The organism is Streptomyces glomeratus, assembly GCF_021462825.1.
GTDB classification, from domain to species: Bacteria; Actinomycetota; Actinomycetes; order Streptomycetales; family Streptomycetaceae; genus Streptomyces; species Streptomyces glomeratus.
On record NZ_JAKEEB010000009.1, the window covers coordinates 18,618 to 40,686 of the forward strand.

Annotated in this window: 19 protein-coding genes; 11 read left to right on the plus strand and 8 right to left on the minus strand. The window is 71.0% G+C overall.

Annotation, left to right across the window (positions count from 1 at the left end):
- The first annotated feature begins 11 nt into the window (after positions 1 to 11).
- The 4 genes from LZ604_RS12930 (at position 12) to LZ604_RS12945 (ending at position 4,200) form a co-directional block, all read left to right on the plus strand.
- Positions 12 to 2,531 (plus strand): sensor histidine kinase, encoded by a 2,520-nt coding sequence (locus tag LZ604_RS12930; RefSeq protein ID WP_234515200.1) that lies wholly within the window; start codon positions 12 to 14, stop codon positions 2,529 to 2,531.
- Complete coding sequence (locus LZ604_RS12935; protein ID WP_234515201.1) at positions 2,528 to 2,965, plus strand: roadblock/LC7 domain-containing protein; 438 nt, start codon at positions 2,528 to 2,530, stop codon at positions 2,963 to 2,965. Before LZ604_RS12930 ends, LZ604_RS12935 begins: the two co-directional genes overlap by 4 nt.
- 19 nt (positions 2,966 to 2,984) lie before the next feature.
- The gene (locus LZ604_RS12940; protein ID WP_234515202.1) at positions 2,985 to 3,398 is read left to right on the plus strand and encodes a DUF742 domain-containing protein; all 414 of its coding nucleotides are present in this window, start codon (positions 2,985 to 2,987) and stop codon (positions 3,396 to 3,398) included.
- Positions 3,399 to 3,594: 196 nt separating this feature from the next.
- The gene (locus LZ604_RS12945; RefSeq protein ID WP_234515203.1) at positions 3,595 to 4,200 is read left to right on the plus strand and encodes a GTP-binding protein; all 606 of its coding nucleotides are present in this window, start codon (positions 3,595 to 3,597) and stop codon (positions 4,198 to 4,200) included.
- A gap of 4 nt (positions 4,201 to 4,204) precedes the next feature.
- Here LZ604_RS12945 and LZ604_RS12950 read toward each other — a convergent pair whose 3' ends face one another.
- A complete protein-coding gene (locus LZ604_RS12950) occupies positions 4,205 to 4,633 on the minus strand; it encodes a PPOX class F420-dependent oxidoreductase (RefSeq protein ID WP_234515204.1) in 429 nt (142 codons plus the stop codon).
- Positions 4,634 to 4,727: 94 nt separating this feature from the next.
- Here LZ604_RS12950 and LZ604_RS12955 point away from each other — a divergent pair, with 94 nt between their 5' ends.
- Complete coding sequence (locus tag LZ604_RS12955; protein ID WP_234515205.1) at positions 4,728 to 5,141, plus strand: roadblock/LC7 domain-containing protein; 414 nt, start codon at positions 4,728 to 4,730, stop codon at positions 5,139 to 5,141.
- A gap of 194 nt (positions 5,142 to 5,335) precedes the next feature.
- The gene (locus tag LZ604_RS12960; protein ID WP_234515206.1) at positions 5,336 to 6,322 is read left to right on the plus strand and encodes a DUF6397 family protein; all 987 of its coding nucleotides are present in this window, start codon (positions 5,336 to 5,338) and stop codon (positions 6,320 to 6,322) included.
- Between the two features lie 48 nt (positions 6,323 to 6,370).
- On the opposite strand, the gene LZ604_RS12965 is transcribed toward LZ604_RS12960, so the two are convergent.
- Positions 6,371 to 7,243 (minus strand): acyl-CoA thioesterase, encoded by an 873-nt coding sequence (locus tag LZ604_RS12965; protein ID WP_234515207.1) that lies wholly within the window; start codon positions 7,241 to 7,243, stop codon positions 6,371 to 6,373.
- A 19-nt stretch (positions 7,244 to 7,262) separates the two neighbouring features.
- On the minus strand, positions 7,263 to 9,776 hold the full coding sequence (locus LZ604_RS12970) for a DEAD/DEAH box helicase (RefSeq protein ID WP_234515208.1): 2,514 nt from the start codon (positions 9,774 to 9,776) through the stop codon (positions 7,263 to 7,265).
- 145 nt (positions 9,777 to 9,921) lie between these two features.
- Between LZ604_RS12970 and LZ604_RS12975 the strand changes: the two genes are divergently transcribed.
- Entirely contained in the window at positions 9,922 to 10,716 is a 795-nt protein-coding gene (locus LZ604_RS12975) for a metal-dependent hydrolase (RefSeq protein ID WP_234515209.1), read from the plus strand.
- Positions 10,717 to 10,982: 266 nt separating this feature from the next.
- Here the strand turns inward: LZ604_RS12975 and LZ604_RS12980 are convergent, their stop codons facing one another.
- From LZ604_RS12980 to LZ604_RS12995, 4 genes are all read right to left on the minus strand, one after another.
- Complete coding sequence (locus LZ604_RS12980) at positions 10,983 to 11,258, minus strand: type B 50S ribosomal protein L31 (RefSeq protein WP_234515210.1); 276 nt, start codon at positions 11,256 to 11,258, stop codon at positions 10,983 to 10,985.
- Positions 11,259 to 11,291: 33 nt separating this feature from the next.
- Positions 11,292 to 11,756: a DUF5709 domain-containing protein gene (locus tag LZ604_RS12985; protein ID WP_234515211.1), complete on the minus strand. Its 465-nt coding sequence runs from the start codon at positions 11,754 to 11,756 to the stop codon at positions 11,292 to 11,294.
- Positions 11,757 to 12,025: 269 nt separating this feature from the next.
- Positions 12,026 to 13,807: an ABC transporter ATP-binding protein gene (locus LZ604_RS12990; RefSeq protein WP_234515212.1), complete on the minus strand. Its 1,782-nt coding sequence runs from the start codon at positions 13,805 to 13,807 to the stop codon at positions 12,026 to 12,028.
- Positions 13,804 to 15,639 carry an ABC transporter transmembrane domain-containing protein gene (locus LZ604_RS12995; protein WP_234515213.1) on the minus strand — a complete coding sequence of 612 codons (1,836 nt, stop codon included), beginning with the start codon at positions 15,637 to 15,639 and terminating at the stop codon, positions 13,804 to 13,806. The genes LZ604_RS12990 and LZ604_RS12995 overlap by 4 nt, the downstream gene beginning before the upstream one ends.
- Before the next feature lie 643 nt (positions 15,640 to 16,282).
- Here LZ604_RS12995 and LZ604_RS13000 point away from each other — a divergent pair.
- Both LZ604_RS13000 and LZ604_RS13005 read left to right on the plus strand, forming a co-directional pair.
- The gene (locus LZ604_RS13000) at positions 16,283 to 16,957 is read left to right on the plus strand and encodes a L,D-transpeptidase family protein (protein ID WP_372482131.1); all 675 of its coding nucleotides are present in this window, start codon (positions 16,283 to 16,285) and stop codon (positions 16,955 to 16,957) included.
- Positions 16,958 to 17,044: 87 nt separating this feature from the next.
- The gene (locus LZ604_RS13005) at positions 17,045 to 18,652 is read left to right on the plus strand and encodes a peptide-N4-asparagine amidase (RefSeq protein WP_308283580.1); all 1,608 of its coding nucleotides are present in this window, start codon (positions 17,045 to 17,047) and stop codon (positions 18,650 to 18,652) included.
- Between the two features lie 89 nt (positions 18,653 to 18,741).
- Here the strand turns inward: LZ604_RS13005 and LZ604_RS13010 are convergent, their stop codons facing one another.
- Entirely contained in the window at positions 18,742 to 19,212 is a 471-nt protein-coding gene (locus LZ604_RS13010; protein WP_234515216.1) for a MarR family winged helix-turn-helix transcriptional regulator, read from the minus strand.
- A gap of 161 nt (positions 19,213 to 19,373) precedes the next feature.
- Here LZ604_RS13010 and LZ604_RS13015 point away from each other — a divergent pair, with 161 nt between their 5' ends.
- Positions 19,374 to 21,176: an ABC transporter ATP-binding protein gene (locus LZ604_RS13015; protein WP_234515217.1), complete on the plus strand. Its 1,803-nt coding sequence runs from the start codon at positions 19,374 to 19,376 to the stop codon at positions 21,174 to 21,176.
- A 43-nt stretch (positions 21,177 to 21,219) separates the two neighbouring features.
- Entirely contained in the window at positions 21,220 to 22,047 is an 828-nt protein-coding gene (mltG, locus tag LZ604_RS13020; RefSeq protein ID WP_234515218.1) for an endolytic transglycosylase MltG, read from the plus strand.
- Positions 22,048 to 22,069: the final 22 nt, after the last annotated feature.

Consider the following 22,069-nt stretch of genomic DNA (forward strand, 5'->3'; position numbering starts at 1 on the left):
GCGAGGAGGCCATGCGTACACCCCGTAGGACCCCCGCGGCCGCCGCCGAGGCGCCGGCCCAGCCCCCCGTCCGGGGCCGGCGCGCACATGCCGGCCCGCCGGCCGACGAGCGCGTCGAGACCGCTGAGACCGGTGGCGCCGAGCCGTCCGTCACCCCCGTACGTCCAGGGGGTTGGCGCATACGTCCCCGCACCGTCCGGGCGAAGATCGTCTGCCTGCTGATGGTGCCCGTGATCTCCTTGCTCGCCCTCTGGGCGTACGCCACCGTCAGTACCGCCCAGGACGTCGCCCGGCTGCGCCGGCTGCAACAGGTGGACTCCACCGTGCGCGCCCCGCTCGCCGACGCCGTCACCGCCCTGCAGAGCGAACGCGCGGCCGCGGTGCGCTACGCCACCAACCCCGCGGCCGAACAGCAGGGCGACCTCAAGGATCTGGCAGCGCGGACCGACGAGGCGGCGGCCAGGCTGCGGCTCGGCCGCCACAACACCGTCGCGGACGGCGCCGACCTCCCCTCCGGGGTGCCCGTCCGCCTCGAGGCCTTTCTCACCGGAGTCGAACGCCTGCGCTCCCTGCGCAGCGACGTGCTCGCCCACCGGAGCGGCTGGGACGAGACGTACGGGCAGTACACCGGCACCATCGCCACGGCCTTCTCGGTGAGCGGCGCCCTCACCGGTGTCCAGGACGCCGGTCTCGGATCCGACGCGCGCGTACTGCTCGAGTTCTCCCGTGCGGGAGAGTCGCTCGCCCAGGAGGACGCGGTGCTCTCCAGCGCCCGTCTCGCGGGGACCCTGGACGGCGAGCGTCTGCGGCTGTTGACCGGAGCCGTCGACACGCGCCGCACGCTGACCGCCTCAGCGGTCGCCGACCTGAGCGGCGGCGAAAGCGCCGCCTGGGACCGGCTCGCGAAGGGCGGCGCGTATGCCGAGGTCGGCGCCGCCGAGGACAGGATCCTGACCGTCCGGCCGGGCAGGGCGGCCGTCGACGCGGCTCCCGAAGGCGTCTGGAACCCCGCTCACGCGCGTGTGCAGGACGGCATGCGGACCATCGAGGCCGACGCGGGGCGAGGCGTGGTACGGAGGGCCGACTTGTTCACCCGCGGGCTGCTCAGCCCGGCCGGTGCCGCTGTCCTCCTGGGGCTCGTCGCCGTCGTGGCGTCGCTCGTCATCTCCGTGCGCATCGGGCGCGGACTCGTCGTCGAACTGGTCAGCCTGCGCAACAGCGCACTGGAGATCGCCCGGCACAAACTCCCGCAGGCCATGCGGAAGCTGCGCACAGGCGAGGAGATCGACGTTGACGCCGAGGCGCCGCCCGGGCCGCCCGCCGAGGACGAGACCGGACAGGTCGCCGAGGCCCTGGGCACCGTGCACCGTGCCGCCCTGCGCGCCGCCGCCGAACGTGCGGAACTCGCCAGCGGCATCTCCGGGGTCTTCGTCAACCTCGCCCGGCGCAGCCAGGTGCTGGTGCACCGCCAGCTCAGTCTGCTCGACAGCATGGAGCGCCGCTCCGAGGACCCGAACGAGTTGAGCGACCTGTTCCGTCTCGACCACCTGACCACGCGCATGCGCCGTCACGCCGAGAGTCTCATCATCCTCTCCGGAGCCGCACCGGGCCGGGCTTGGCGCATGCCCGTCTCACTGACCAACGTCGTCCGTGCGGCCGTCTCAGAAGTCGAGGACTACGCGCGCGTGGAGGTACGGCAACTCCCCGAGGCTTCGGTGATCGGCACGGCGGTCGCCGACATCACCCACCTCCTCGCCGAGATCATCGAGAACGCCGCCCAGTTCTCGCCGCCCCACACGCGTGTGCGCGTCAGTGGAGAGCCCGTCGGTACCGGATACGCCATCGAGGTCGAGGACCGGGGACTCGGCATGGGCCAGGAAACGCTAGCCGAGGCCAACCGGCGCATCGAGCAGTCCGAGGCCCTGGATCTGTTCGACAGCGACCGGCTGGGCCTCTTCGTCGTCAGCAGGCTCGCCTCACGGCACGGCATCAAGGTGCATCTGCGCCCCTCGCCCTACGGCGGCACGACCGCCGTCGTCCTCCTGCCGACCACCCTGCTGCACAACGGTGCGACCGCACCCTCCCCGCCTGTCGCCACTGCCGAACGGCACGAGGAACGCGAGTACGCGCGCGTGGCGACGAACGCGGTGCGCAAGGAGCCCGTCGAACAGGCCGCGGAGCGGCCCGCGCTGGCCCAGGCGGGGAGGGAGGCGCCTGCCGGCACCCCGCCCGGAGCCCCGCCGCCCGGGGTCGCCACCCTGCGGTTGCACCGGGCCGCGGACGACTCCGATACCTCCGAGGACCTACCGCGCCGGGTACGTCAGGCGAGCCTCGCCCCTCAATTGCGCGGACAGCGCCCCCAGGAGCAGATCCCGGGTGCGCCCGGAGCACGGCGCGACGACGAGCGCACCCCCGAACTGGTACGGGACCGCCTGGCGGCCTACCGCGACGGATGGGCCCGTGGCGGGGGCCGCGCCCCCGGTCGCACGACAGGCCCCCTCGGTGACAGCAGTGAAGGAGACCCCGCATGATCCAGGACCCGAGCATGAGGGCCGACCAGCGGTCGAGCGAACTCGACTGGCTGCTTGACGACATGGTGCTGCGCGTGGCGGAGGTGCGGCACGCCGTGGTGCTCTCGAACGACGGCCTGTCGGTCGGCGCGTCCACCGGTCTCAGCCGCGAGGACGCGGAGCATCTGGCCGCCGTGGCGTCGGGGTTCCACAGCCTCGCCAAGGGCGTGGGACGCCACTTCAATGTGGGCGGAGTACGTCAGACCCTGGTGGAGATGGACGAGGGCTTCCTCTTCGTGGCTGCCGCGGGCGACGGCTCCTGCCTCGCCGTTCTCACCGCCGTCACGGCGGACATCGGCCTGGTGGCCTACGAAATGGCCCGGTTGGTCAAACGAGTCGGCGAACACCTCTACACACCGCCCCGGGTGGCCGCGCATCCGCCGGCCGCCGGATGAGAACCGAAGGCGGTCGGGGATGACCGAGGACAGGACAGACGTCGAGCAGCGGCCGGGCAGCCAGTGGTACGACCACGAGGCAGGGCCGCTCGTCCGCCCCTACGCGATGACGGGCGGCCGCACCAGGCCCGGGCCCGCAGGCGTGCGCTTCGACCTCATCGCCCTCGTCTCGCTGGAGGCAGGCGCGCCCGATGTCGACGATCCCACCTCGCTGGGCCCCGAGCACCGCGCCCTGCTGGACCTGTGCCGCATCGAGACGCAGTCCGTCGCAGAACTCGCCGCGGGCACGGACCTGCCCGTCGGCGTCGTCAGGGTCCTCGTTGGGGATCTGCTGGAACTGGGGCACGTCCGGGTCAGCCGCCCCGTACCGCCGGCCCAACTGCCCGACGAACGGATTCTGCGCGAGGTCATCGCGGGGCTGAGGGCGCTGTGAAGCGATGAACCGTAACCACAAGGGTCGGGGTGCGCGCCGAGTTGAGCATCCGTTCGAGCACCGAATGGGCGAGAACCGGTCAGATCGGTCAATTAGCGGTCCAACCCCTCGAAGGCCAAGCGTACTTGTCATGATGCTGAACCCGCACAGATGTACTGACGTCGACGGTTGTCGGCACTCCCGAGAGAAGTGATCGATGGTCTCCGAGTTTTCCGACGCCCCCGAGGCCGAGACGGCCGCCCTGGCGTTGAAGATCCTGGTCGCCGGCGGATTCGGCGCGGGCAAGACGACCCTTGTGGGCGCGGTCAGTGAGATCAGGCCCCTGCGGACCGAGGAGTTGCTGAGCGAAGCCGGCCAGTGCGTGGACGACACCGACGGTGTGGACCAGAAGGTCACGACGACGGTCGCCATGGACTTCGGACGCATCACCATCCGGTCCGGGCTCTCGCTCTACCTCTTCGGCACTCCTGGCCAGGACCGCTTCTGGTTCCTGTGGGACGAACTCTCCCAGGGTGCCCTCGGCGCCGTCGTGCTCGCGGACACCCGGCGGCTCGAGGACTGCTTCCCAGCGGTCGACTACTTCGAGCACCGGCGCATCCCGTTCGTGGTTGCCGTCAACTGCTTCGCCGGAGCCCGCGCCTATGGCGCTCACGACGTGTCGCGCGCCCTCGACCTCGACCGGGGCACGCCCGTGGTGCTCTGCGACGCGCGGGACCGCGACTCCGGCAAGGAGGTGCTGATCCGCCTCGTCGAGTATGCCGGGCGGATGCACACCGCCCGGCTGCTCGACTCCGTGAGCTGACCGGCTACTCGGTGACTGCCGCGTACGCCAGGACCTTCTCGATCCGCACGCGGACCAGGAGTTCTCCCGGGACGCCGTTGCGAGCGCCGAACTCCTCGGCCCGCTCCTCGCCCATGTACCGGGCGCCGAGCCGGGTCGCCCAGTACCGCACCTCGTCGAGGTCCTCCGACAAGCGGGCCGGCCCCTGCAAGACGACGAAGCCGTACGGAGGGCGGTCGTCGTCCACACAGAGGGCGACCCGCCCGTCCCTGGCCAGATTCCTGCCCTTCACCGTCTCCTTCCCGGTGTTGAAGACCAGATCGTCGCCGTCCAGCAGAAACCAGACGGGTGCCACGTGCGGACTGCCGTCGGCGCGGACCGTGGAGAGTTTCCCGGTGCGGGTGCCCTGGGAGACGAAGGCCCGCCACTGTTCGTCGGTCATCTTCTGTGCCATGCGTCCATCCTGCTTGCCGCCAGGGCGCCCGTGGTGAAGGCTGGCTGACCGGATCCTCCGGCCAGGGGGAGCGACATCACGGGGAGAGAGGACCATGGCGCAGAACACCGGGCTCGGCTGGCTCCTGGACGACCTGACCGAGCGCGTGGAGCACATACGGCATGCCCTGGTGCTGTCCAACGACGGACTGGTGACCGGCACGAGCACCGGGCTGCGGCGCGAGGACGCCGAGCATCTCGCCGCGGTGTCGTCGGGGCTGCACAGCCTGGCCAAGGGCTCGGGCCGCCATTTCGGTGCGGGCCAGGTCCGCCAGACCATGATCGAGTTCGATGACGCGATCCTGTTCGTCACCGCGGCCGGTGCCGGAAGCTGTCTGTGCGTACTCAGCGCTGCCGAGGCCGACATCGGGCAGATCGCGTACGAGATGACGCTGCTCGTGAACCAAGTCGGCGAGCACCTGGCCGTGGACGAGCGGCAGCGGGATCAGACGCCGACCGTGGATCCCTGACCCCGAGGCACACTCCGCCCCCGACGCCGGGGAGACCGACGCCTGCGAGCAGCGTCCATATGGCGCTTGACCTGTGGAAACGGGCACTCGGCGGAGTTATCCACAGGCAGTCTCCGAGATCTGGCGATCCGGCTACGGTCTTTTCCAGGCGGATACGCAGGGTGTCCGCGACGGATTCCACGGGGGAGACGGCCATGTCCGGAAACACGATCACGCCCGCCCGCGCCGAAGCTGCCGGCACCTTCACAGGGCGCACCTCCAGCACGTCCACGCTGGCGCCGAGCCGCGCGGCACGGGAACTGGATCTCAGGCGGGGCGAGTTCGACCTCGCCGTGCGGCTCGGGCGCGTACGCACCGTTCCGCACGAGGCAGGAGGGAGCCGCAGGGTCCCACGCGCGGAGATCGACCGTGTGCGTGCGGAGGAAGGGTTCCCCGAGGCGCTGCGCGGGTGGGTCGAGACGGTGGGCACCAGGGACGGCGCGGCGCTGATGGGAGTCACCCCCGGCAGGTTCACCCGGTTCGCCCGCCTGGGTCTGGTCATCCCGGTGAAGTGGTACGTGAACCGCTACCGGGCCGTGGTCTGGCTGTATCTCGCGGAGGAGGTACGGCAGTTCGCCGCAGCACGGGAGAACGCCCGGCTGCTGACGGGCCGGACACCGGAGGGGTTGCGCGGCCAGCTGGAGGCGGGAGTGGATCTGCGGCCCCGCAACTGGCGCGGACGCCACATCGGATTCGAGCTGCGCCAGGCCGGGGACCCATGGGCGAAGGCCGCCGTCGTGGCGTCCCTGCTGGATACGGTCCGGATGGCGGAGATCGTCCCTGATCCACACGAGCGGGCCCATCTGGACCGCCTGCGGCCCGCCCGGCCCGGAAACCCGGCGCCCGGATCGCCGGCGGCCCCGATCGCCGCACGGATCATGACGGCCCAGGATCCCGACGAGATCGAATGGCTCCGGGCCGAGCTGGCGCAGGCGCTGACCGAGGCCCGACGACACCGGCCCGCACCGAGGGTGGCGTCGGTGCCGCCGGGCGGAAGGCTCACCGTGCCTGTGTGCCCGCCCGCGCCCGCCGACGACGCGATCCTTCCCCGGACCGACCCGCCCGGTCAGCACTCGGCCACCCGACCGGGACCGACGCGGTCGCGAGTCATGCTCGGGTGGCTCCGGCGCAGAGAGACCTGACTGGTACGGCGGGCACCATCGCCCGGGCACCAGGGCCGCCCCCCGGCGTCACGGCTGGAGTCTGCGGAACAGTCCCTCCTGGACGACCGAGACGAGCAGACGCCCGTGACGGTCGTAGATACGGCCCCGGGCCAGACCGCGGCCCCCCACCGCGATCGGCGACTCCTGGTCGTACAGGAACCACTCGTCCGCGCGGAACGGCCGATGGAACCACATGGCATGGTCCAGCGACGCCATGTCGAAACCGCGCGGCCCCCACAGGGGTTCGATGGGGAGACGGACGGCGTCCAGGAGTGTCATGTCGCTCGCGTACGTCAGCGCGCAGGTGTGTACGAGCGGGTCGTCCCCCAGGGGGCTCACGGCGCGCATCCAAACGGCGCTGCGCGGCTCGGCACCCTTTATGTCCTCGGCGGTCCAGCGCAGCGGGTCCGCATAGCGGATGTCGAAGGGCTGGCGCCGGGCCATCCGCTCCAGCGTCTCGGGCAGCGCGCCCAGATGCTCCTTCACCTCCTGCGCCACCGTCGGCAGCGACTCCGGGTCCGGGACCTCTCGGGCCGGCGGCAACTGGTGCTCGAAACCCCCCTCTTCAGGCTTGTGGAAGGAGGCGGTCAGATTGAAGATCGTCCGGCCCTGCTGTACGGCCGTGACCCGGCGGGTCGTGAAGGACCTCCCGTCACGGATCCGTTCGACCTGGTACACGATGGGCACGCCCGGGATGCCCGGGCGCAGAAAGTACGCGTGCAGGGAGTGCACCGGCCGTTCACAGTCCGTCGTACGGCCCGCCGCGACCAATGCCTGGCCGGCCACCTGGCCGCCGAAGACCCGTTGCAGGGACTCCTGGGGGCTGCGACCGCGGAATATGTTCACCTCGATCTGCTCGAGGTCGAGCAGATCGACGAGCCTTTCGGCTGGGTTTGTCATGAGTGGGCTTCTCCTGTGCTCACAGCTGGCCGACGTCGGTCACACGGACAACGGCGCGGCCCTCCGCGTCGGAGGCCGCGAGGTCGATCTCGGCGCTGATGCCCCAGTCGTGATCGCCGCTGGGGTCGGCGAAGGCCTGGCGGACCCGCCACAGCCCGTTTGCCGGCTCCTCCTCGATCATCAGCAGCTTCGGGCCACGGGCGTCGGGGCCGGTGCCGAGTTCGTCGTACTCGTCCCAGTACTTGTCCATGGCCGCGCCCCATGCCTCGGCATCCCAGCCGGCCTCGGCGTCCATCTCGCCGAGTTCCTCGATCTGGTCGAGGGCGGCGAGCTCCACACGGCGGAACATGGCGTTACGGACCAGGACGCGGAAGGCGCGCGCGTTCGCGGTGACCGGCTTGACCTGGTCGGCCTTCTCCTGGGCCTCCTCAGCCGTCATTTCCTCCGGGTTGGCCAGCTGCTCCCACTCGTCCAGGAGGCTGGAGTCGACCTGGCGCACCATCTCGCCGAGCCAGGCGATCAGGTCCTCCAGGTCGTCCGACTTCAGGTCGTCCGGGACGGTGTGGTCGAGGGCCTTGTAGGCGCTGGCCAGGTAGCGCAGCACGATGCCCTCGGTGCGGGCGAGTTCGTAGAAGGAGACGAACTCCGTGAAGGACAGCGCCCGTTCGTACATGTCGCGGATCACCGACTTCGGCGACAGCGGATGGTCGCCGACCCACGGGTGACTCTTGCGGTACGTGTTGTACGCGTGGGAGAGCAGCTCCTCCAGTGGCTTGGGGTAGGTCACGTCCTGGAGCCGCTCCATGCGCTCCTCGTACTCGACGCCGTCCGCCTTCATCGCGGCCACGGCCTCACCACGCGCCCGGTTCTGCTGGGCGACCAGGATCTGCCGCGGGTCGTCCAGCGTGGACTCGACCACGGAGACCATGTCCAGAGCGTAGGAGGGGGACTCGGGGTCGAGAAGTTCGAATGCGGCCAGGGCGAAGGTCGACAGCGGCTGGTTGAGCGCGAAGTCCTGCTGGAGATCGACGGTGAGGCGCACGATACGGCCGGTGGCGTCCGGCTCGTCGAGCTTCTCCACGATTCCGCCGTCCAGCAGCGAGCGGTAGATCGCGATCGCGCGCCGGATGTGCCGCAGCTGCTGCTTGCGCGGCTCGTGGTTGTCCTCCAGCAGATGGCGCATCGCCTTGAAGGCGTTGCCAGGCCGGGCGATCACCGACAGCAGCATGGTGTGGGTGACCCGGAAGCGGGACGTGAGCGGTTCCGGCTCGGACTCGATGAGCTTCTCGAAGGTGTTCTCCGTCCAGCCGACGAAGCCCTCCGGGGCCTTCTTGCGCACCACCTTGCGGCGCTTCTTCGGGTCGTCGCCCGCCTTGGCGAGCGCCTTCTCGTTCTCGATGACATGCTCCGGCGCCTGGGCCACGACGAGGCCTGCCGTGTCGAAGCCCGCACGGCCGGCGCGGCCCGCGATCTGGTGGAACTCACGGGCGCGCAGGGTGCGCACGCGATTTCCGTCGTACTTGGTCAACGCAGTGAACAGCACCGTCCGGATGGGGACGTTGACGCCGACGCCCAGGGTGTCCGTGCCGCAGATGACCTTCAGCAGACCGGCCTGAGCCAGCTTCTCCACCAGGCGGCGGTACTTGGGCAGCATGCCGGCGTGATGCACACCAATGCCGTGCCGCACGTAACGCGAGAGGTTGCGACCGAACTTGGTGGTGAAGCGGAAGTTGCCGATCAGCTCGGCGATCTGGTCCTTCTCCTCCCGCGAGCACATGTTGATGCTCATCAGCGCCTGAGCCCGCTCCACCGCCTGCGCCTGGGTGAAGTGGACGATGTAGACGGGGGCCTGCCGGGTCTGGAGCAGTTCGGTGAGCGTCTCGGTGAGCGGGGTGCGCCGGTACTCGTACGACAGCGGCACCGGACGGGTCGCCGAGCGGACCACCGCCGTGGGGCGGCCGGTGCGGCGGGTGAGGTCCTTCTCGAACATCGAGACGTCGCCGAGCGTCGCCGACATCAGGATGAACTGCGCCTGGGGCAGTTCGAGGATCGGGATCTGCCAGGCCCAGCCGCGGTCCCCCTCGGCGTAGAAATGGAACTCGTCCATGACGACCTGGCCGACGTCGGCCTGCTTGCCGTCGCGAAGCGCGATGGACGCGAGGACCTCGGCCGTGCAGCAGATCACCGGGGCGTCGGCGTTGACGGAGGCGTCGCCCGTGAGCATGCCGACGTTCTCGGTGCCGAAGACCTTGCACAGCTCGAAGAACTTCTCCGAGACGAGCGCCTTGATCGGCGCGGTGTAGAACGTGACCTCGTCCCGGGCGAGCGCCGCGAAGTGGGCGCCCGCTGCGATCATGCTCTTGCCGGAGCCGGTGGGAGTCGACACGATCACGTTCGCTCCCGAGACCACCTCGATCAGCGCCTCCTCCTGGTGCGGATAGAGGGTGAGGCCGCGCTCCCCGGCCCACGACTCGAAGGCTTCGTAGAGGGCGTCGGGGTCTGCGGTCTGCGGGAGCTGATCGATGAGGGTCACGCCCCCATCTTGCCTGGCCTCCCACCCGATGGGGGAATCGGATGTCCCCCCGAAGATCACGAACGCTACGCTGTGGCGCCGATGACGCGTCAGCGCACGGCGGCAACCGGGAAGCGCTGCAAAAGGAATGGGGCGGGAAGCGGCCATGATGGGACCAGCACACTCACTGTCGGGAGCCGCGGCCTGGCTCGGGGTGGGGGCGGCCGCCGCGGCGGCCGGGCACCCGATGCCCTGGCCGGTGCTCCTAGTCGGCGCGCTGATCTGCGCAGGTGCCGCCCTGGCCCCGGACCTGGACCACAAGGCGGCCACCATCTCGCGGGCCTTCGGCCCCCTCTCCCGCTGGGTCTGCGAGATCGTCGACAAGCTGTCGTACGCCGTGTACAAGGCGACCAGGAAACAGGGCGACGCGCGCCGGACCGGCGGTCACCGCACGCTCACCCACACCTGGCTGTGGGCTGTGCTGATCGGCGGGGGCACCTCGGTCGCGGCCATCACCGGCGGACGGTGGGCGGTGCTGGCCATCCTCTTCGCGCATATGGTGCTGGCCATCGAGGGGCTGCTGTGGCGGGCGGCGCGCGGTTCGAGCAGCGATGTGCTGGTGTGGCTGCTGGCCGCGACGAGCGCCTGGATCCTTGCGGGCATACTCGACAAACCGGGCAATGGCTCGGACTGGCTGTTCACCGCGCCCGGCCAGCAGTACCTGTGGCTCGGCCTGCCGATCGTCCTGGGCGCGCTGGTCCACGACATCGGGGACGCGCTGACGGTCTCCGGCTGCCCGATCCTCTGGCCGATACCGGTGGGCCGCAAGCGCTGGTACCCGGTGGGCCCGCCCAAGGTGATGCGGTTCCGGGCCGGCAGCTGGGTCGAGCTGAAGGTGCTGATGCCGGTGTTCATGCTCCTCGGCGGGGTCGGCTGCGCGGCGGCGCTCAACGTCATCTGAGAGCTGCCCCGGCACGGTGGCGTTCGCCTTGCCCGTCGTCGGGGCCTGGCGGCGCGCCGTCGTGGTTCGTCGGCCCGTCGTCGGGGCCTGGCAGCCGACCGTTCTGGTCCGTCGGCCCGCTGGCGTGGTCTGTCGGCCCGGCCCCGGGCCCTGCCGCTCGTGCCCGGCCCTCCGGCTGCCGGTGCGCCACGCGCGACACCGCAGGCGCGTCGGCGCGGGCCCACCTGCGGCCGAGCCGGTGGGCCTGGGCCGCTCAGCGGGCCGGCTCAGCCCGTCTCGTTCCCCTCGGCCGTCCGTCCCGCGCCGCCGTACCGCCGTTCGAACCGCGCGACCCGCCCCTCCGAGTCCACCGTCCGTGCCTTGCCCGTGTAGAAGGGATGGCTCTCGGACGAGATCTCGACATCCACGACCGGGTAGGTCTCGCCGTCATCCCACTCGATGGTCTGGTCGCTGGTCGCGGTGGACCGGGTGAGGAAGGCGTATCCGGCGGAGCGGTCGCGGAAGACCACAGGGTGGTAGTCGGGGTGCTTGTCCTGCTGCATGGCTGCTCCTCGGGTGGGGCGGACGCCGATGGGTCAGCCGTACTCCTCGTCGACGATGTGCACGGCCGCCTCCTCCGCCGAGGCCGCGGCGCCGTCGATGCCGACATCGCTGGCGATCAGCCCGCTCTCCTCGTCCTCGTGCGCCCCTTCGTCGGGGGCGACGAGACGGCCGGAGCGGGGGCCGCCGACCTCGTTGTCCAGGGGTTCGCCGTCCCCGTCGGCCCAGTCCCCGATGTCGTCGCCGTCCGGGACCGAGATGTCGGGGACCTCCTCGGCGAGGCGCTGGTCCAGCGTTTCGCCGGAGTGCCCCTCGGCCGCGGTCACGCCGACATGGTCCACCGCCCACGGCCGCTCCGGGGGCGACCAGCCGCGATCGAGCGGGTTGCTCACTCCGTCGTTCTCCAGGGTGTCCTCGGCGTCGAGCAGCCCCGCGTCGTCCTGCACCTCGGATCCGTCGGGCTGGTAGACGTCGTCACCCCAACCGTCGGTGCTGTCCACGGGTTACCTCCAGGTGTCGGGACGGACCGGGCGCCACCGCACGGCGGCGGACACGGTGACTGCCGGGCGCGGGCCACGCCGTACGGAACCGGAGGGTTCGGGGCACGGCCCCCTGCCGCTGCCGAGATCCAGCCTTCCACCCCCCGTCGCCACTGCGCAACGGCAGGGGTGACGCGGCGGTGTGGGGCCTGGGAGGAGGCCGGCACGGCCGGTGGGGAACCGGCACCGGGGCCACCCTCCGCAGGGCGCCGATGCGCGGCGTGCAGGGGTCAGCCGTGCCAGGACCGCCACAGCGCCGCGTACGCCCCGTCCGCGGCGACCAGGTCGTCGTGGCTGCCCAGCTCGCTGATCCGTCCGTCCTCGACGACGGCGATCACATCGGCGTCGTGGGCCGTGTGCAGCCGGTGGGCGATCGCGACGACCGTCCGGCCGTCCAGGACCCGGGCCAGCGAGCGCTCCAGATGGCGGGCCGCACGCGGGTCCAGCAGGGAGGTCGCCTCGTCCAGGACCAGGGTGTGCGGATCGGCGAGCACCAGCCGGGCCAGAGCGATCTGCTGTGCCTGCGCCGGGGTGAGCGCCAGGCCGCCCGAGCCCACCTCGGTGTCCAGGCCGTCGTCGAGGGCGCGTGCCCAGCCGCCCGCGTCCACCGCGGCCAGCGCGGCCCACAGCTCGGCGTCGACGGCGTGGGTGCGTGCCAGGAGCAGGTTGTCGCGCAGGGAGCCCACGAAGACGTGGTGCTCCTGGTTGACGAGGGCCACGTGCGAGCGCACGCGCTCCGCCGGCATCCGGGACAGTTCGGCGCCGCCGAGGGTGATCCGGCCCTCGCGGGGCGCATAGATCCCGGCGAGCAGCCGGCCCAGCGTGGACTTGCCCGCGCCGGAGGGCCCGACGAGGGCGAGCCGGGTGCCGGGCGCGACGTTCAGGGAGACGCGGTGCAGTACCTCGACTCCCGGGAGGTAGCCGAAGCGCACCTCGTCGGCCTCGACGTCCCGCCCGTCGGGGGCCACCGACGGGTCACCCGCCTGCGGCTCGATGTCCCGCACCCCGACCAGCCGGGCCAGCGACACCTGGGCGACCTGTAGCTCGTCGTACCAGCGAAGGATCAGGCCGACCGGGTCGACGAGCATCTGCGCGATAAGCGCGCCCGTCGTCAGCTGGCCGACGTCGATCCAGCCCCGCAGGACGAACACGCCGCCGATCATCAGAACCGAGCACAGGACCGTGACATGCGTGATGTTGATGACCGGGAAGAGCACCGACCGCAGCCAGAGGGTGTACCGCTCCCAGGCCGTCCACTCCCTGATCCGCCGGTTCGACAGCTCGATGCGCCGGGTGCCGAGCCGGTGGGCCTCCACGGTCCGTCCGGCGTCCACGGTCTCGGCGAGGACGGCGGCCACGGCGGCGTATCCGGCGGCCTCCGAGCGGTAGGCCGAGGGGGCGCGCCTGAAGTACCAGCGGCAGCCGATCACCAGCAGGGGCACCGCGACGAGGACGGCCGGGGCGAGCGCGGGAGCCGTGACGGTCAGACCGCCGAGCAGCAGGGCCGCCCACACCACGCCGATGGCCAGTTGCGGCACGGCCTCGCGCATCGCGTTGGCCAGCCGGTCGATGTCGGTGGTGATCCGGGACAGCAGATCGCCGGTCCCGGCCCGCTCCAGTACCCCCGGCGGCAGCCCCACCGCCCGCACCAGGAAGTCCTCACGCAGATCGGCGAGCATGCGTTCGCCGAGGACGGCCCCGCGCAGGCGCACCAGCCGTACGAACACGGCCTGGACCACCAGGGCGAGGGCGAAGAGCGCGGCGGTGCGCTCCAGATGAAGGTCGCGCGCGCCGCCCGACAGGCGTTCCACGAGGCCGCCCAGCAGGTAGGGACCCGCCATCGACGCGATGACGGAGACCGTGTTGACGGCGATCAGGAGCAGGAAGGCCCGGCGGTGCCGGCGGAACAGTTCGGCCACATAGGCGCGTACGGTCGCGGGGGCGCCGACCGGCAGCGTGCTCGCCGCCGTCGGGGCCGCCGGGTCGTAGGCCGGTGGCGCAACGCCGATCATGCGCTCTCCTCGATTCCTTCCAGCTCGTCCAGCTCGTCCAGCTCGTCCAGCTCTTCCAGTTCGACGAGCACGTCGTTGGGTGCGGCGGCTTCGGCGTCGGTCTCCCGGGTCACGACCGCGCGGTACCGGGGCTCGCTGCGCAGCAGGTCACGGTGCAGACCGACCGCCGCTACCACGCCTTCGTGCACCAGCACGACGGGGTCCGCATGGTCCAGGAGCAGCGGCGACGAGGTGAACACGACCGTGGTACGGCCTGCCCGCAGCTTCCGGATCCCCTCGGCGATCCGCGCCTCGGTGTGCGAGTCGACGGCCGACGTCGGTTCGTCCAGGACGAGAACCTGCGGGTCGGTGATCAGCGACCGGGCCAGGGCGAGCCGCTGGCGCTGGCCTCCGGACAGCGACCGGCCGCGCTCGGTGATCCGCGCCTCCATCGGGTCCGCGGCCCCCGGTGACCCCTGTACGAGGGCGTCCAGAACATCGCCGCACTGCGCGGCGGCCAGCGCCTCCCGGGCGCCGACCGTGCCCGAGGCCGGTACGTCGAGCAGTTCGCGCAGAGTGCCCGACAACAGCACCGGGTCCTTGTCCTGGACGAGGACCGCCGTGCGGGCGGAGTCGAGCGGCAGCCGGTCCAGCGGCACACCGCCCAGAAGCACCGAGACGTCCGTCTCCGCCCGCTCCGCGGGGTGTCCGCCCAGCCGTTCGGCCAGCACGCCCGCCGCGTCCGGGTCGCCGCAGACCACGGCCGTGAGCCGCCCTGCGGGCGCGAGCAGTCCGGTCCGCGGGTCGTACAGGTCCCCCTCCGGTACGCCGGCCTCGTGGGAACCGGTGGGTTCCGTGGCCCGTTGCAGCGCCAGCACCCGGGCCGCACGCCGGGCGGACGGCCGTGAGAAGGAGTACGCCATGGCGATCTCCTCGAAGTGCCGCAGCGGGTAGGTGAGCAGCATGACGGCGCTGTACACGGTGACCAGCTCACCCACGGCGATCCGGCCCTCCTGCGCCAGCTGCACGCCGCGCCAGACGACCGCGATCATCAGCAGCCCCGGAAGCAGCACCTGGATCGCCGAGATCAGCGACCACATCCTGGCGCTTCGCACGGCCGCGGTGCGGACCTCCTGGGAGGCCCTGCGGTAGCGCTCCAGGAACAGTTCCTCGCCGCCGATGCCCCGCAGCACCCTCAGACCCGCGACGGTGTCCGAGGCCAGTTCGGTGGCCCGGCCCGCCTTCTCGCGCTGGGTGTCGGCCCGCCGGGTCGCCCGGGGCAGCAGCGGCAGCACGGCGAGCGCCAGCACCGGCACGCCCACGGCCACGATGACACCGAGCGCGGGCTGGTACAGGACGAGCCCGACGCAGACCGCCACGACGGTGAGGGCCGCCGCGCTGAAGCGGGAGGCGGCCTCCACGAACCAGCCGATCTTCTCGACGTCGCCGGTGGACACGGCGACGACCTCACCGGCCGCGACACGTCGGGTCAGGGCGGAGCCGAGCTGGGCCGTCCGGCGGGCCAGGAGCTGCTGGACCCGCGCGGCCGCGGTGATCCAGTTGGTGACCGCGGTGCGGTGCAGCATGGTGTCGCCCAGCGCGATGCCCGCGCCGCACAGCACAAGCAGCCCTCCGGTGAGAGCGAGCCGGACGCCTGAGCGATCGACGACCGCCTGGACGGCGAGACCGACACAGAACGGCATTCCCGAGACGGACATGAAGTGCAGCAGCCCCCAGGCGAGTGCCTTGAGCTGTCCGCCGAGTTGGTTCCGGCCGAGCCACCACAGGAATCGGGGACCCGAGCGGGCGTCCGGTACACCCGGGTCGGGATACGGAAGGTCTTGAATCTGCATGGCGTCCCAGCGGCTCGAGTCAGGGATTGGACGGGGCTGCGGTGCGGTGCACGGGTCGGCGCGTGTCCCCGCACGTCGCGCGGGCCCGTGACAAGCCGTGACAGAGTCGCCTCGGAGGGTGGGTGAAGGCAAACGGTTTTCCCGCTCGGACGACCGGATCCGGCCCCTGTGGCAGGCGGGTGAAAAGCCGGGACAGGAACGCACTTATTAACAAGATAATGTGACGATATGTCGCATGAGTACGGGTGAGGTGTGCGGTGCGGTGCGCACGCGAGCCGTGGCGGCGGCCTGCGGCGTGCTGGTGATGTCCCTGTCGGCGTGCGGCGGTTGGGAAGCCGGCGGTCACGCGGTGGCGGGCGGCGGCCCGGGAAACAGTGCCGGCGGAGCGTCCGCTCTCCCGGCGAATCCGGGGCGTACCGGGGGAGGTGCGGCATCGGCGGATCCGGGGCCCGCGGGGGGCGTCGCGCCGTCGAGGGATCCGGAGCCCGCAGGGGGCGTTACGCCGTCGGCGGATCCGGGGGCTGCGCGCGGAGCCGGACCGTCGGCGGGCCCGGGGGCTGCCGGGGGAGATGTGTCGTCGTCGGGTCCGGGGGCTGCCGGGGGAGATGTGCCGCCCTCGGATCCGGGGGCTGCCGGAGGAGGTGTGCCGTCGTCGGACGAGCAATCCGCCGGACGGACGTTTCCGGATCAGGCGGATCCGAGTCCTCCCGCAACATCCGATCCCACGGCCGACCCGGGGCGCGTTCCGGGCGTCGGCGCCCGGCTGCACCGGCTCATCCCCGAGGCCTCGCGCCAGGTTCTGGCGGTCTACGGGGAGGGCGAGGACTCGCCGGACTGCACCCTCGTGCTCTATGAGAAGGACGATGACGACGCCTGGTACGAGGCCGGTCAGTGGCAGGGCCACAACGGCCGGAAGGGCTGGACGACGGACCATCACGAGAACGATCTGCGGACCCCTGTCGGGGTGTTCACGCTCAGCGATGCTGGTGGAACCCTGGACGACCCGGGCGCCCGTCTTCCGTACGACCAGGGAAAGTCCTACCGGGTGCCGCAGAGCTGGGGCGAGGCGCACTTGCACGACTTCGACTACGTCATCGCCATCGACTACAACCGGCTCAGAGGCACTCCGCCGACCGATCCGACCCGGCCCGAGGGTGACAAAAGGGGTGGCGGCATCTGGCTGCACGTGGACCACGGTGACGGTACGTCGGGATGCGTCACCTTGCCCGAATCCGGGATGGAGTACCTGCTGCGGACGCTCGACCCGGACCGGCATCCCGTGGTGGTGATGGGGGACAGGCAGGCCCTGAAAGCCTAGTCGGTCGGCCGGATGCGGGTGCACCGCGATCGAGTGTTCGGGGGTACTCATTGCGGGCCGCGTCGACTCCCCGTAGAAACACGGGACATGAGAAGCCGGATAATCATGTCCATGCTCACCGGCGTGGCGCTGACGGTGAGTCTCCTCCTCGGGGCGGGCCCCGCATCGGCCGGAAACCCCTCGGCCGCCGTGACTCCGCCCGCCGAATTCGGTACCGACTGGCACGACCCGCTGACCGCGGCCCCGCCGGTCGCGCGGCCGAACTCGCCGTCGTGCGACGTCACCCTCGCCGAGACGCAGTTCCGGGACTTCACCCCCTACCGGGGCACATACACCCCGTCGAGCGGCTGCGGCGAGCGCTGGAGCAAGGTCGTGCTGCGCCTCGACGGCAAGGTCAAGGGACGGCAGTTCGACCGCCTCGGTTATCTGCACGTCGGCGGGGTCGAGATCTTCCGTACGTCCACGCCGGAGCCGTCGCCGGACGGGATCGAGTGGTCCGTCGAGAAGGACGTCACCCGCTACAGCGACACGTTCCGCACGAGCCGTGATGTGGAGATGCTCATCGGCAACGTCGTCGACGACACCTACACCGGGGTCATCGACGTCAAAGTCACGCTCACGTTCTACACGGGCAGGGCCGCCCACGCCCCCGACCGTGTCCTCACCCTCCAGGACGGCACCCTGACCACGCCCCGCAACAGCGAACGCGTCGTCGCCGAGGTGTACGCCACCGGCTCGGGCGGTGGCTGTGAGGAGTTCTGGTACCTCACCGTGCCCGACTCGGCGCCGTACTCCTGCAAGGCGACGGGCGGCCCCTACCGGGAGGTGCAGGTCACGGTCGACGGCCGGCTCGCCGGTATCGCGGCGCCGTTCCCGACCGTGTGGACCGGAGGCTGGTCCAACCCCTTCCTCTGGTACGTGATCCCGGGGCCGCGCGCCTTCGACGTCAAGCCGATCACCTATGACCTCACGCCGTTCGCCGGGATCCTCGACGACGGCCGACCGCACCGGGTCGAGGTCTCCGTCGTGGGTGTGCCCGCCGGGCAGACGGGCTGGAGCACCCCCGTGAACATCCTGGTGTGGCAGGACGCGAAGAGCGCTCGCGTCACCGGGAAGCTCACCGTCCATCAGGCGGGCGATCCCGTCGGCTCCCCGGTGTACACCCCGGGCACGGAGAACCGGCTGGACACCGAGGGCGGTCACCGGCTCACGGTCGCGGGATACGTCGACACCTCGCACGGCCGGGTCACCACGACCGTCAGCCGGACACTGGCGAACACCTCCGTGCACCGCTGGACCGACGGCGAGGACATGGACGGTCTCGACGCCACCTGGACGGACGACGAGTCGGTCACCGTCGACGGACCGGGCCCGGCCCGCACGACGCGCACCCACCGTACGTACACGATGAACGGCTCCACGACCATCGGCGCGGACGGCCGGCTGCGCACCGTCCTGACGCTCGGGGACCGGGCCTCGCTCGTCGAGACCCGCGACGGCCGGCGCGGCGCGTGGTCCCGGCTCGACGACACCTACACCGGGGACGCCGCCTACACCACCAATGTGCCGCGTGACCGGCGGCATGCGGTCGGCACGACGAGCGAGCGCCACCGGCTGTACGGCTCGCGCGGCTGCTACGACCGGCGGCTGACGACGGTTCAGGGAGTGCTCACCGAGGACCGCGACGGCTGCTGAGGGAGTCGGGCGCTCTCGCTCCGGTGGTACGGGGCGGGAGCGCCGTCCGTCGTGTGCGGTGCGGGAGGTTCAGGCGTCTGCGCGGGCGGTCAGCAGCGCTGCTCCCCTCGGAGTGCGGAGGGAGTCTCACCGCCGTCGATCAGCGTGTCGAGCAGACCTCCGAGCACCTCGCGCTGCTCGTCCGTCAGAGGGGCCAGGATCTCCTCGGCAGCGGATCTGCGGGCGCCGCGCACCGCGCGCAGCGCCTCTCGGCCCTGGTCCGTGACCTCGATCCGGATCACCCGCCGATTGCTGGGGTCGGGCACCCGGCGCACCCTGCCGCTCGCCTCCAGGCCGTCGACCAGCGTGGTCACCGCCCGCGGCACGACTTCCAGACGCTCGGCCAGGTCCGCCATGCGGGGCGGCGACCCGAAGTGGGCGAGCGTGCGCAGCAGCCGTGACTGGGCCGGAGTGATACCCAGGTCGCACCGCTCCAGATGACGTTTCTGGATGCGGTGCACGCGGCGGGTGAGCCGCAGCAGTTGCTCGGCTAGCAGGCCGTCGGGGTCGGCAAGGGTCATACAGGAATAATATCAGGACGTCGTTCATTGTGAGTATAGGTAACAATGAGCTAAGATCCGTGAGGGATCGTCCGCACTGCTGCCGTCCCGATCCCGCATCACCGTTCCGACGCCCGCAGCGCCGCCGCATGCCGAGCGCTGCCCGACCTCCGTAGGAGCCCATGCATCCCGATCAACCCGCCTGGACCCCGTCCTCTGACGGCCCGTCCGAACAACCGCGGCAGGTGCGCCGCATCCTCAGGCTCTTCAAGCCGTACAGCGGCCGGCTCGCCGTCGTGGGCCTGCTCGTCGGCGCCGCGTCGCTGGTCTCCGTCGCCACGCCGTTCCTGCTCAGGGAAATTCTGGACGTCGCGATTCCGCAGGGCCGTACCGGACTGCTGAGCCTGCTGGCCCTCGGCATGATCCTGAGCGCCGTCGTCACCAGCGTCTTCGGTGTGCTGCAGACCCTCATCTCCACGACGGTCGGCCAGCGCGTCATGCACGATCTGCGCACCGCCGTCTACGGCCGGCTGCAGCGGATGTCGCTCGCCTTCTTCACGCGCACCCGCACGGGCGAGGTCCAGTCCCGCATCGCCAACGACATCGGCGGCATGCAGGCGACCGTCACCTCCACCGCGACCTCCCTGGTCTCGAACCTCACCAGCGTGGTCGCGACCATCGTCGCGATGGTCGCCCTCGACTGGCGGCTCACCGTCGTCTCGCTGCTCCTGCTGCCGCTGTTCGTCTGGATCAGCCGTCGGGTCGGCAACGAACGCAAGAAGATCGCCACCCAGCGTCAGAAGCAGATGGCCGCGATGGCCGCCACCGTCACCGAGTCGCTCTCGGTCAGCGGCATCCTGCTCGGCCGCACCATGGGCCGGGCCGACTCGCTCACCGAGTCCTTCGCGAGCGAGTCCGAGAGCCTGGTCGACCTCGAGGTGAAGTCGAACATGGCGGGCCGCTGGCGCATGGCCGTGATCACGATCGTCATGGCCGCCATGCCGGCCGTCATCTACTGGACCGCGGGCATCGCGCTCCGGCTCGGCGGTCCGTCCATCTCGATCGGCACGCTGGTGGCGTTCGTCTCGCTCCAGCAGGGCCTTTTCCGGCCGACCGTCAGCCTGCTGTCCACCGGTGTGCAGATCCAGACCTCGCTCGCGCTCTTCCAGCGCATCTTCGAGTACCTGGACCTGCCCATCGACATCACCGAGTCCGACGATCCGGTCCGTCTCGACCGGATCAAGGGCGAGATCCGCTTCGAGGACGTCGAGTTCCACTACGACGACAAGAGCGGACCGATCCTCAAGGACATCGACATCACCGTTCCGGCGGGCACCAGTCTCGCCGTCGTCGGCCCCACCGGCTCCGGAAAGTCCACGCTCAGCTATCTCGTGCCGCGGCTGTACGACGTGACGGGCGGGCGGGTCACGCTCGATGGAGTCGACGTCCGGGACCTGGACTTCGACACGCTCGCTCGGGCGGTCGGCGTCGTCTCCCAGGAGACCTACCTCTTCCATGCCTCGGTCGCCGACAACCTGCGCTTCGCGAAGCCGGAGGCGACCGACGAGGAACTGTACGCGGCGGCGAAGGCCGCCCAGATCCACGACCACATCGCGGGACTGCCCGACGGGTACGACACGATCGTCGGTGAGCGCGGACACCGCTTCTCGGGCGGCGAGAAGCAGCGGCTCGCCATCGCCCGCACCATCCTGCGCGATCCGCCGGTCCTCATTCTCGACGAGGCGACCAGCGCCCTCGACACCCGGACCGAGCACGCGGTCCAGGAAGCGATCGACGCCCTGTCGGCCGACCGAACCACGCTCACCATCGCCCACCGGCTGTCCACCATCCGGGCGGCCGACCAGATCGTGGTCCTCGACTCCGGGTGCACGGTCGAACGGGGCACGCACGAGGAGCTGCTGGAGCTCGACGGCCGGTATGCGGCCCTTGTCCGGCGGGACGCCCGACTGGAGTCGACAAGGTGACGATATGCCAGTTTTTTGACTATTGCCGGGATACTGTGCGCCCATGCAGACGATCACTCCGCCACGCAAGCAGACGAGACTGACGCGAGGCAGCCGGGCCGCCCTCGTCGCGACCGGGCTCGCCGTGGCGGCCGCCGCCGTGGCGGTGCCGCTGGTGACGTCGCGCAGCGACGGAAAGGCCCCGGGCACCGGCCTCGTGATCCCGGAGGGCTGGCGCGCGGGCCAGGTCTACGCGGCGGTCGACAAGGCCCTGCGGCTGCCGCCGGGTTCCACGAAGAAGTCCCTGCCCAAAGCACACCTCAAGCTTCCGCGGGCCGCTCGGGGCAACCCCGAGGGCTACCTCTTCCCTGCCTCCTATCCGCTCCCCGAGGGGGCGACCCCGGAGTCCGTACTGCGATACATGGTCGACCTGGCGAACAAGAGGCTCGGCGGCGGCGCGATCACCGCGGGCGCCCAGCGCCGAACCCTCACCGGCTACCAGGCCGTCACCGTCGCCAGCATCGTGCAGGCCGAGGCGGCGACCAAGGACGATATGGCCAAGGTGGCCCGAGTGGTCTTCAACCGCCTGGAGCGGGGCATGCCGCTCCAGATGGACTCCACCCTCAACTACGCGCTGAGGCGCTCCACGCTCCACACCACCGTGAGGGACACGAAGATCGACAGTCCCTACAACTCGTACCGCAGCACGGGCCTGCCGCCGACACCGATCTCCAATCCGGGTCAGGCCGCGATGCGCGCCACGCTCAACCCCGCGCCGGGCAACTGGCTGTACTTCGTCACGGTCAAGCCGGGCGACACACGGTTCACGGCGAGCTACGAGGAGCAGCAGCGGAACGTCGCCGAATTCAACCGGTTGCGCGCCGGGAAGTAGGAGACACGCGCGGCGCAACCGC

Coding starts and splice junctions, on each gene's coding strand:
- LZ604_RS12980 (WP_234515210.1), bottom strand. CDS start 11,258: ATGCAGCAGGACAAGCACCCCGACTACCACCCTGTGGTCTTCCGCGAC.
- LZ604_RS13005 (WP_308283580.1), top strand. CDS start 17,045: ATGAGAAGCCGGATAATCATGTCCATGCTCACCGGCGTGGCGCTGACG.
- LZ604_RS12995 (WP_234515213.1), bottom strand. CDS start 15,639: ATGCAGATTCAAGACCTTCCGTATCCCGACCCGGGTGTACCGGACGCC.
- LZ604_RS12945 (WP_234515203.1), top strand. CDS start 3,595: ATGGTCTCCGAGTTTTCCGACGCCCCCGAGGCCGAGACGGCCGCCCTG.
- LZ604_RS12965 (WP_234515207.1), bottom strand. CDS start 7,243: ATGACAAACCCAGCCGAAAGGCTCGTCGATCTGCTCGACCTCGAGCAG.
- LZ604_RS12960 (WP_234515206.1), top strand. CDS start 5,336: ATGTCCGGAAACACGATCACGCCCGCCCGCGCCGAAGCTGCCGGCACC.
- mltG (WP_234515218.1), top strand. CDS start 21,220: ATGCAGACGATCACTCCGCCACGCAAGCAGACGAGACTGACGCGAGGC.
- LZ604_RS12990 (WP_234515212.1), bottom strand. CDS start 13,807: ATGATCGGCGTTGCGCCACCGGCCTACGACCCGGCGGCCCCGACGGCG.
- LZ604_RS12950 (WP_234515204.1), bottom strand. CDS start 4,633: ATGGCACAGAAGATGACCGACGAACAGTGGCGGGCCTTCGTCTCCCAG.
- LZ604_RS12930 (WP_234515200.1), top strand. CDS start 12: ATGCGTACACCCCGTAGGACCCCCGCGGCCGCCGCCGAGGCGCCGGCC.
- LZ604_RS12940 (WP_234515202.1), top strand. CDS start 2,985: ATGACCGAGGACAGGACAGACGTCGAGCAGCGGCCGGGCAGCCAGTGG.
- LZ604_RS13010 (WP_234515216.1), bottom strand. CDS start 19,212: ATGACCCTTGCCGACCCCGACGGCCTGCTAGCCGAGCAACTGCTGCGG.
- LZ604_RS13015 (WP_234515217.1), top strand. CDS start 19,374: ATGCATCCCGATCAACCCGCCTGGACCCCGTCCTCTGACGGCCCGTCC.
- LZ604_RS12935 (WP_234515201.1), top strand. CDS start 2,528: ATGATCCAGGACCCGAGCATGAGGGCCGACCAGCGGTCGAGCGAACTC.
- LZ604_RS12975 (WP_234515209.1), top strand. CDS start 9,922: ATGATGGGACCAGCACACTCACTGTCGGGAGCCGCGGCCTGGCTCGGG.
- LZ604_RS12955 (WP_234515205.1), top strand. CDS start 4,728: ATGGCGCAGAACACCGGGCTCGGCTGGCTCCTGGACGACCTGACCGAG.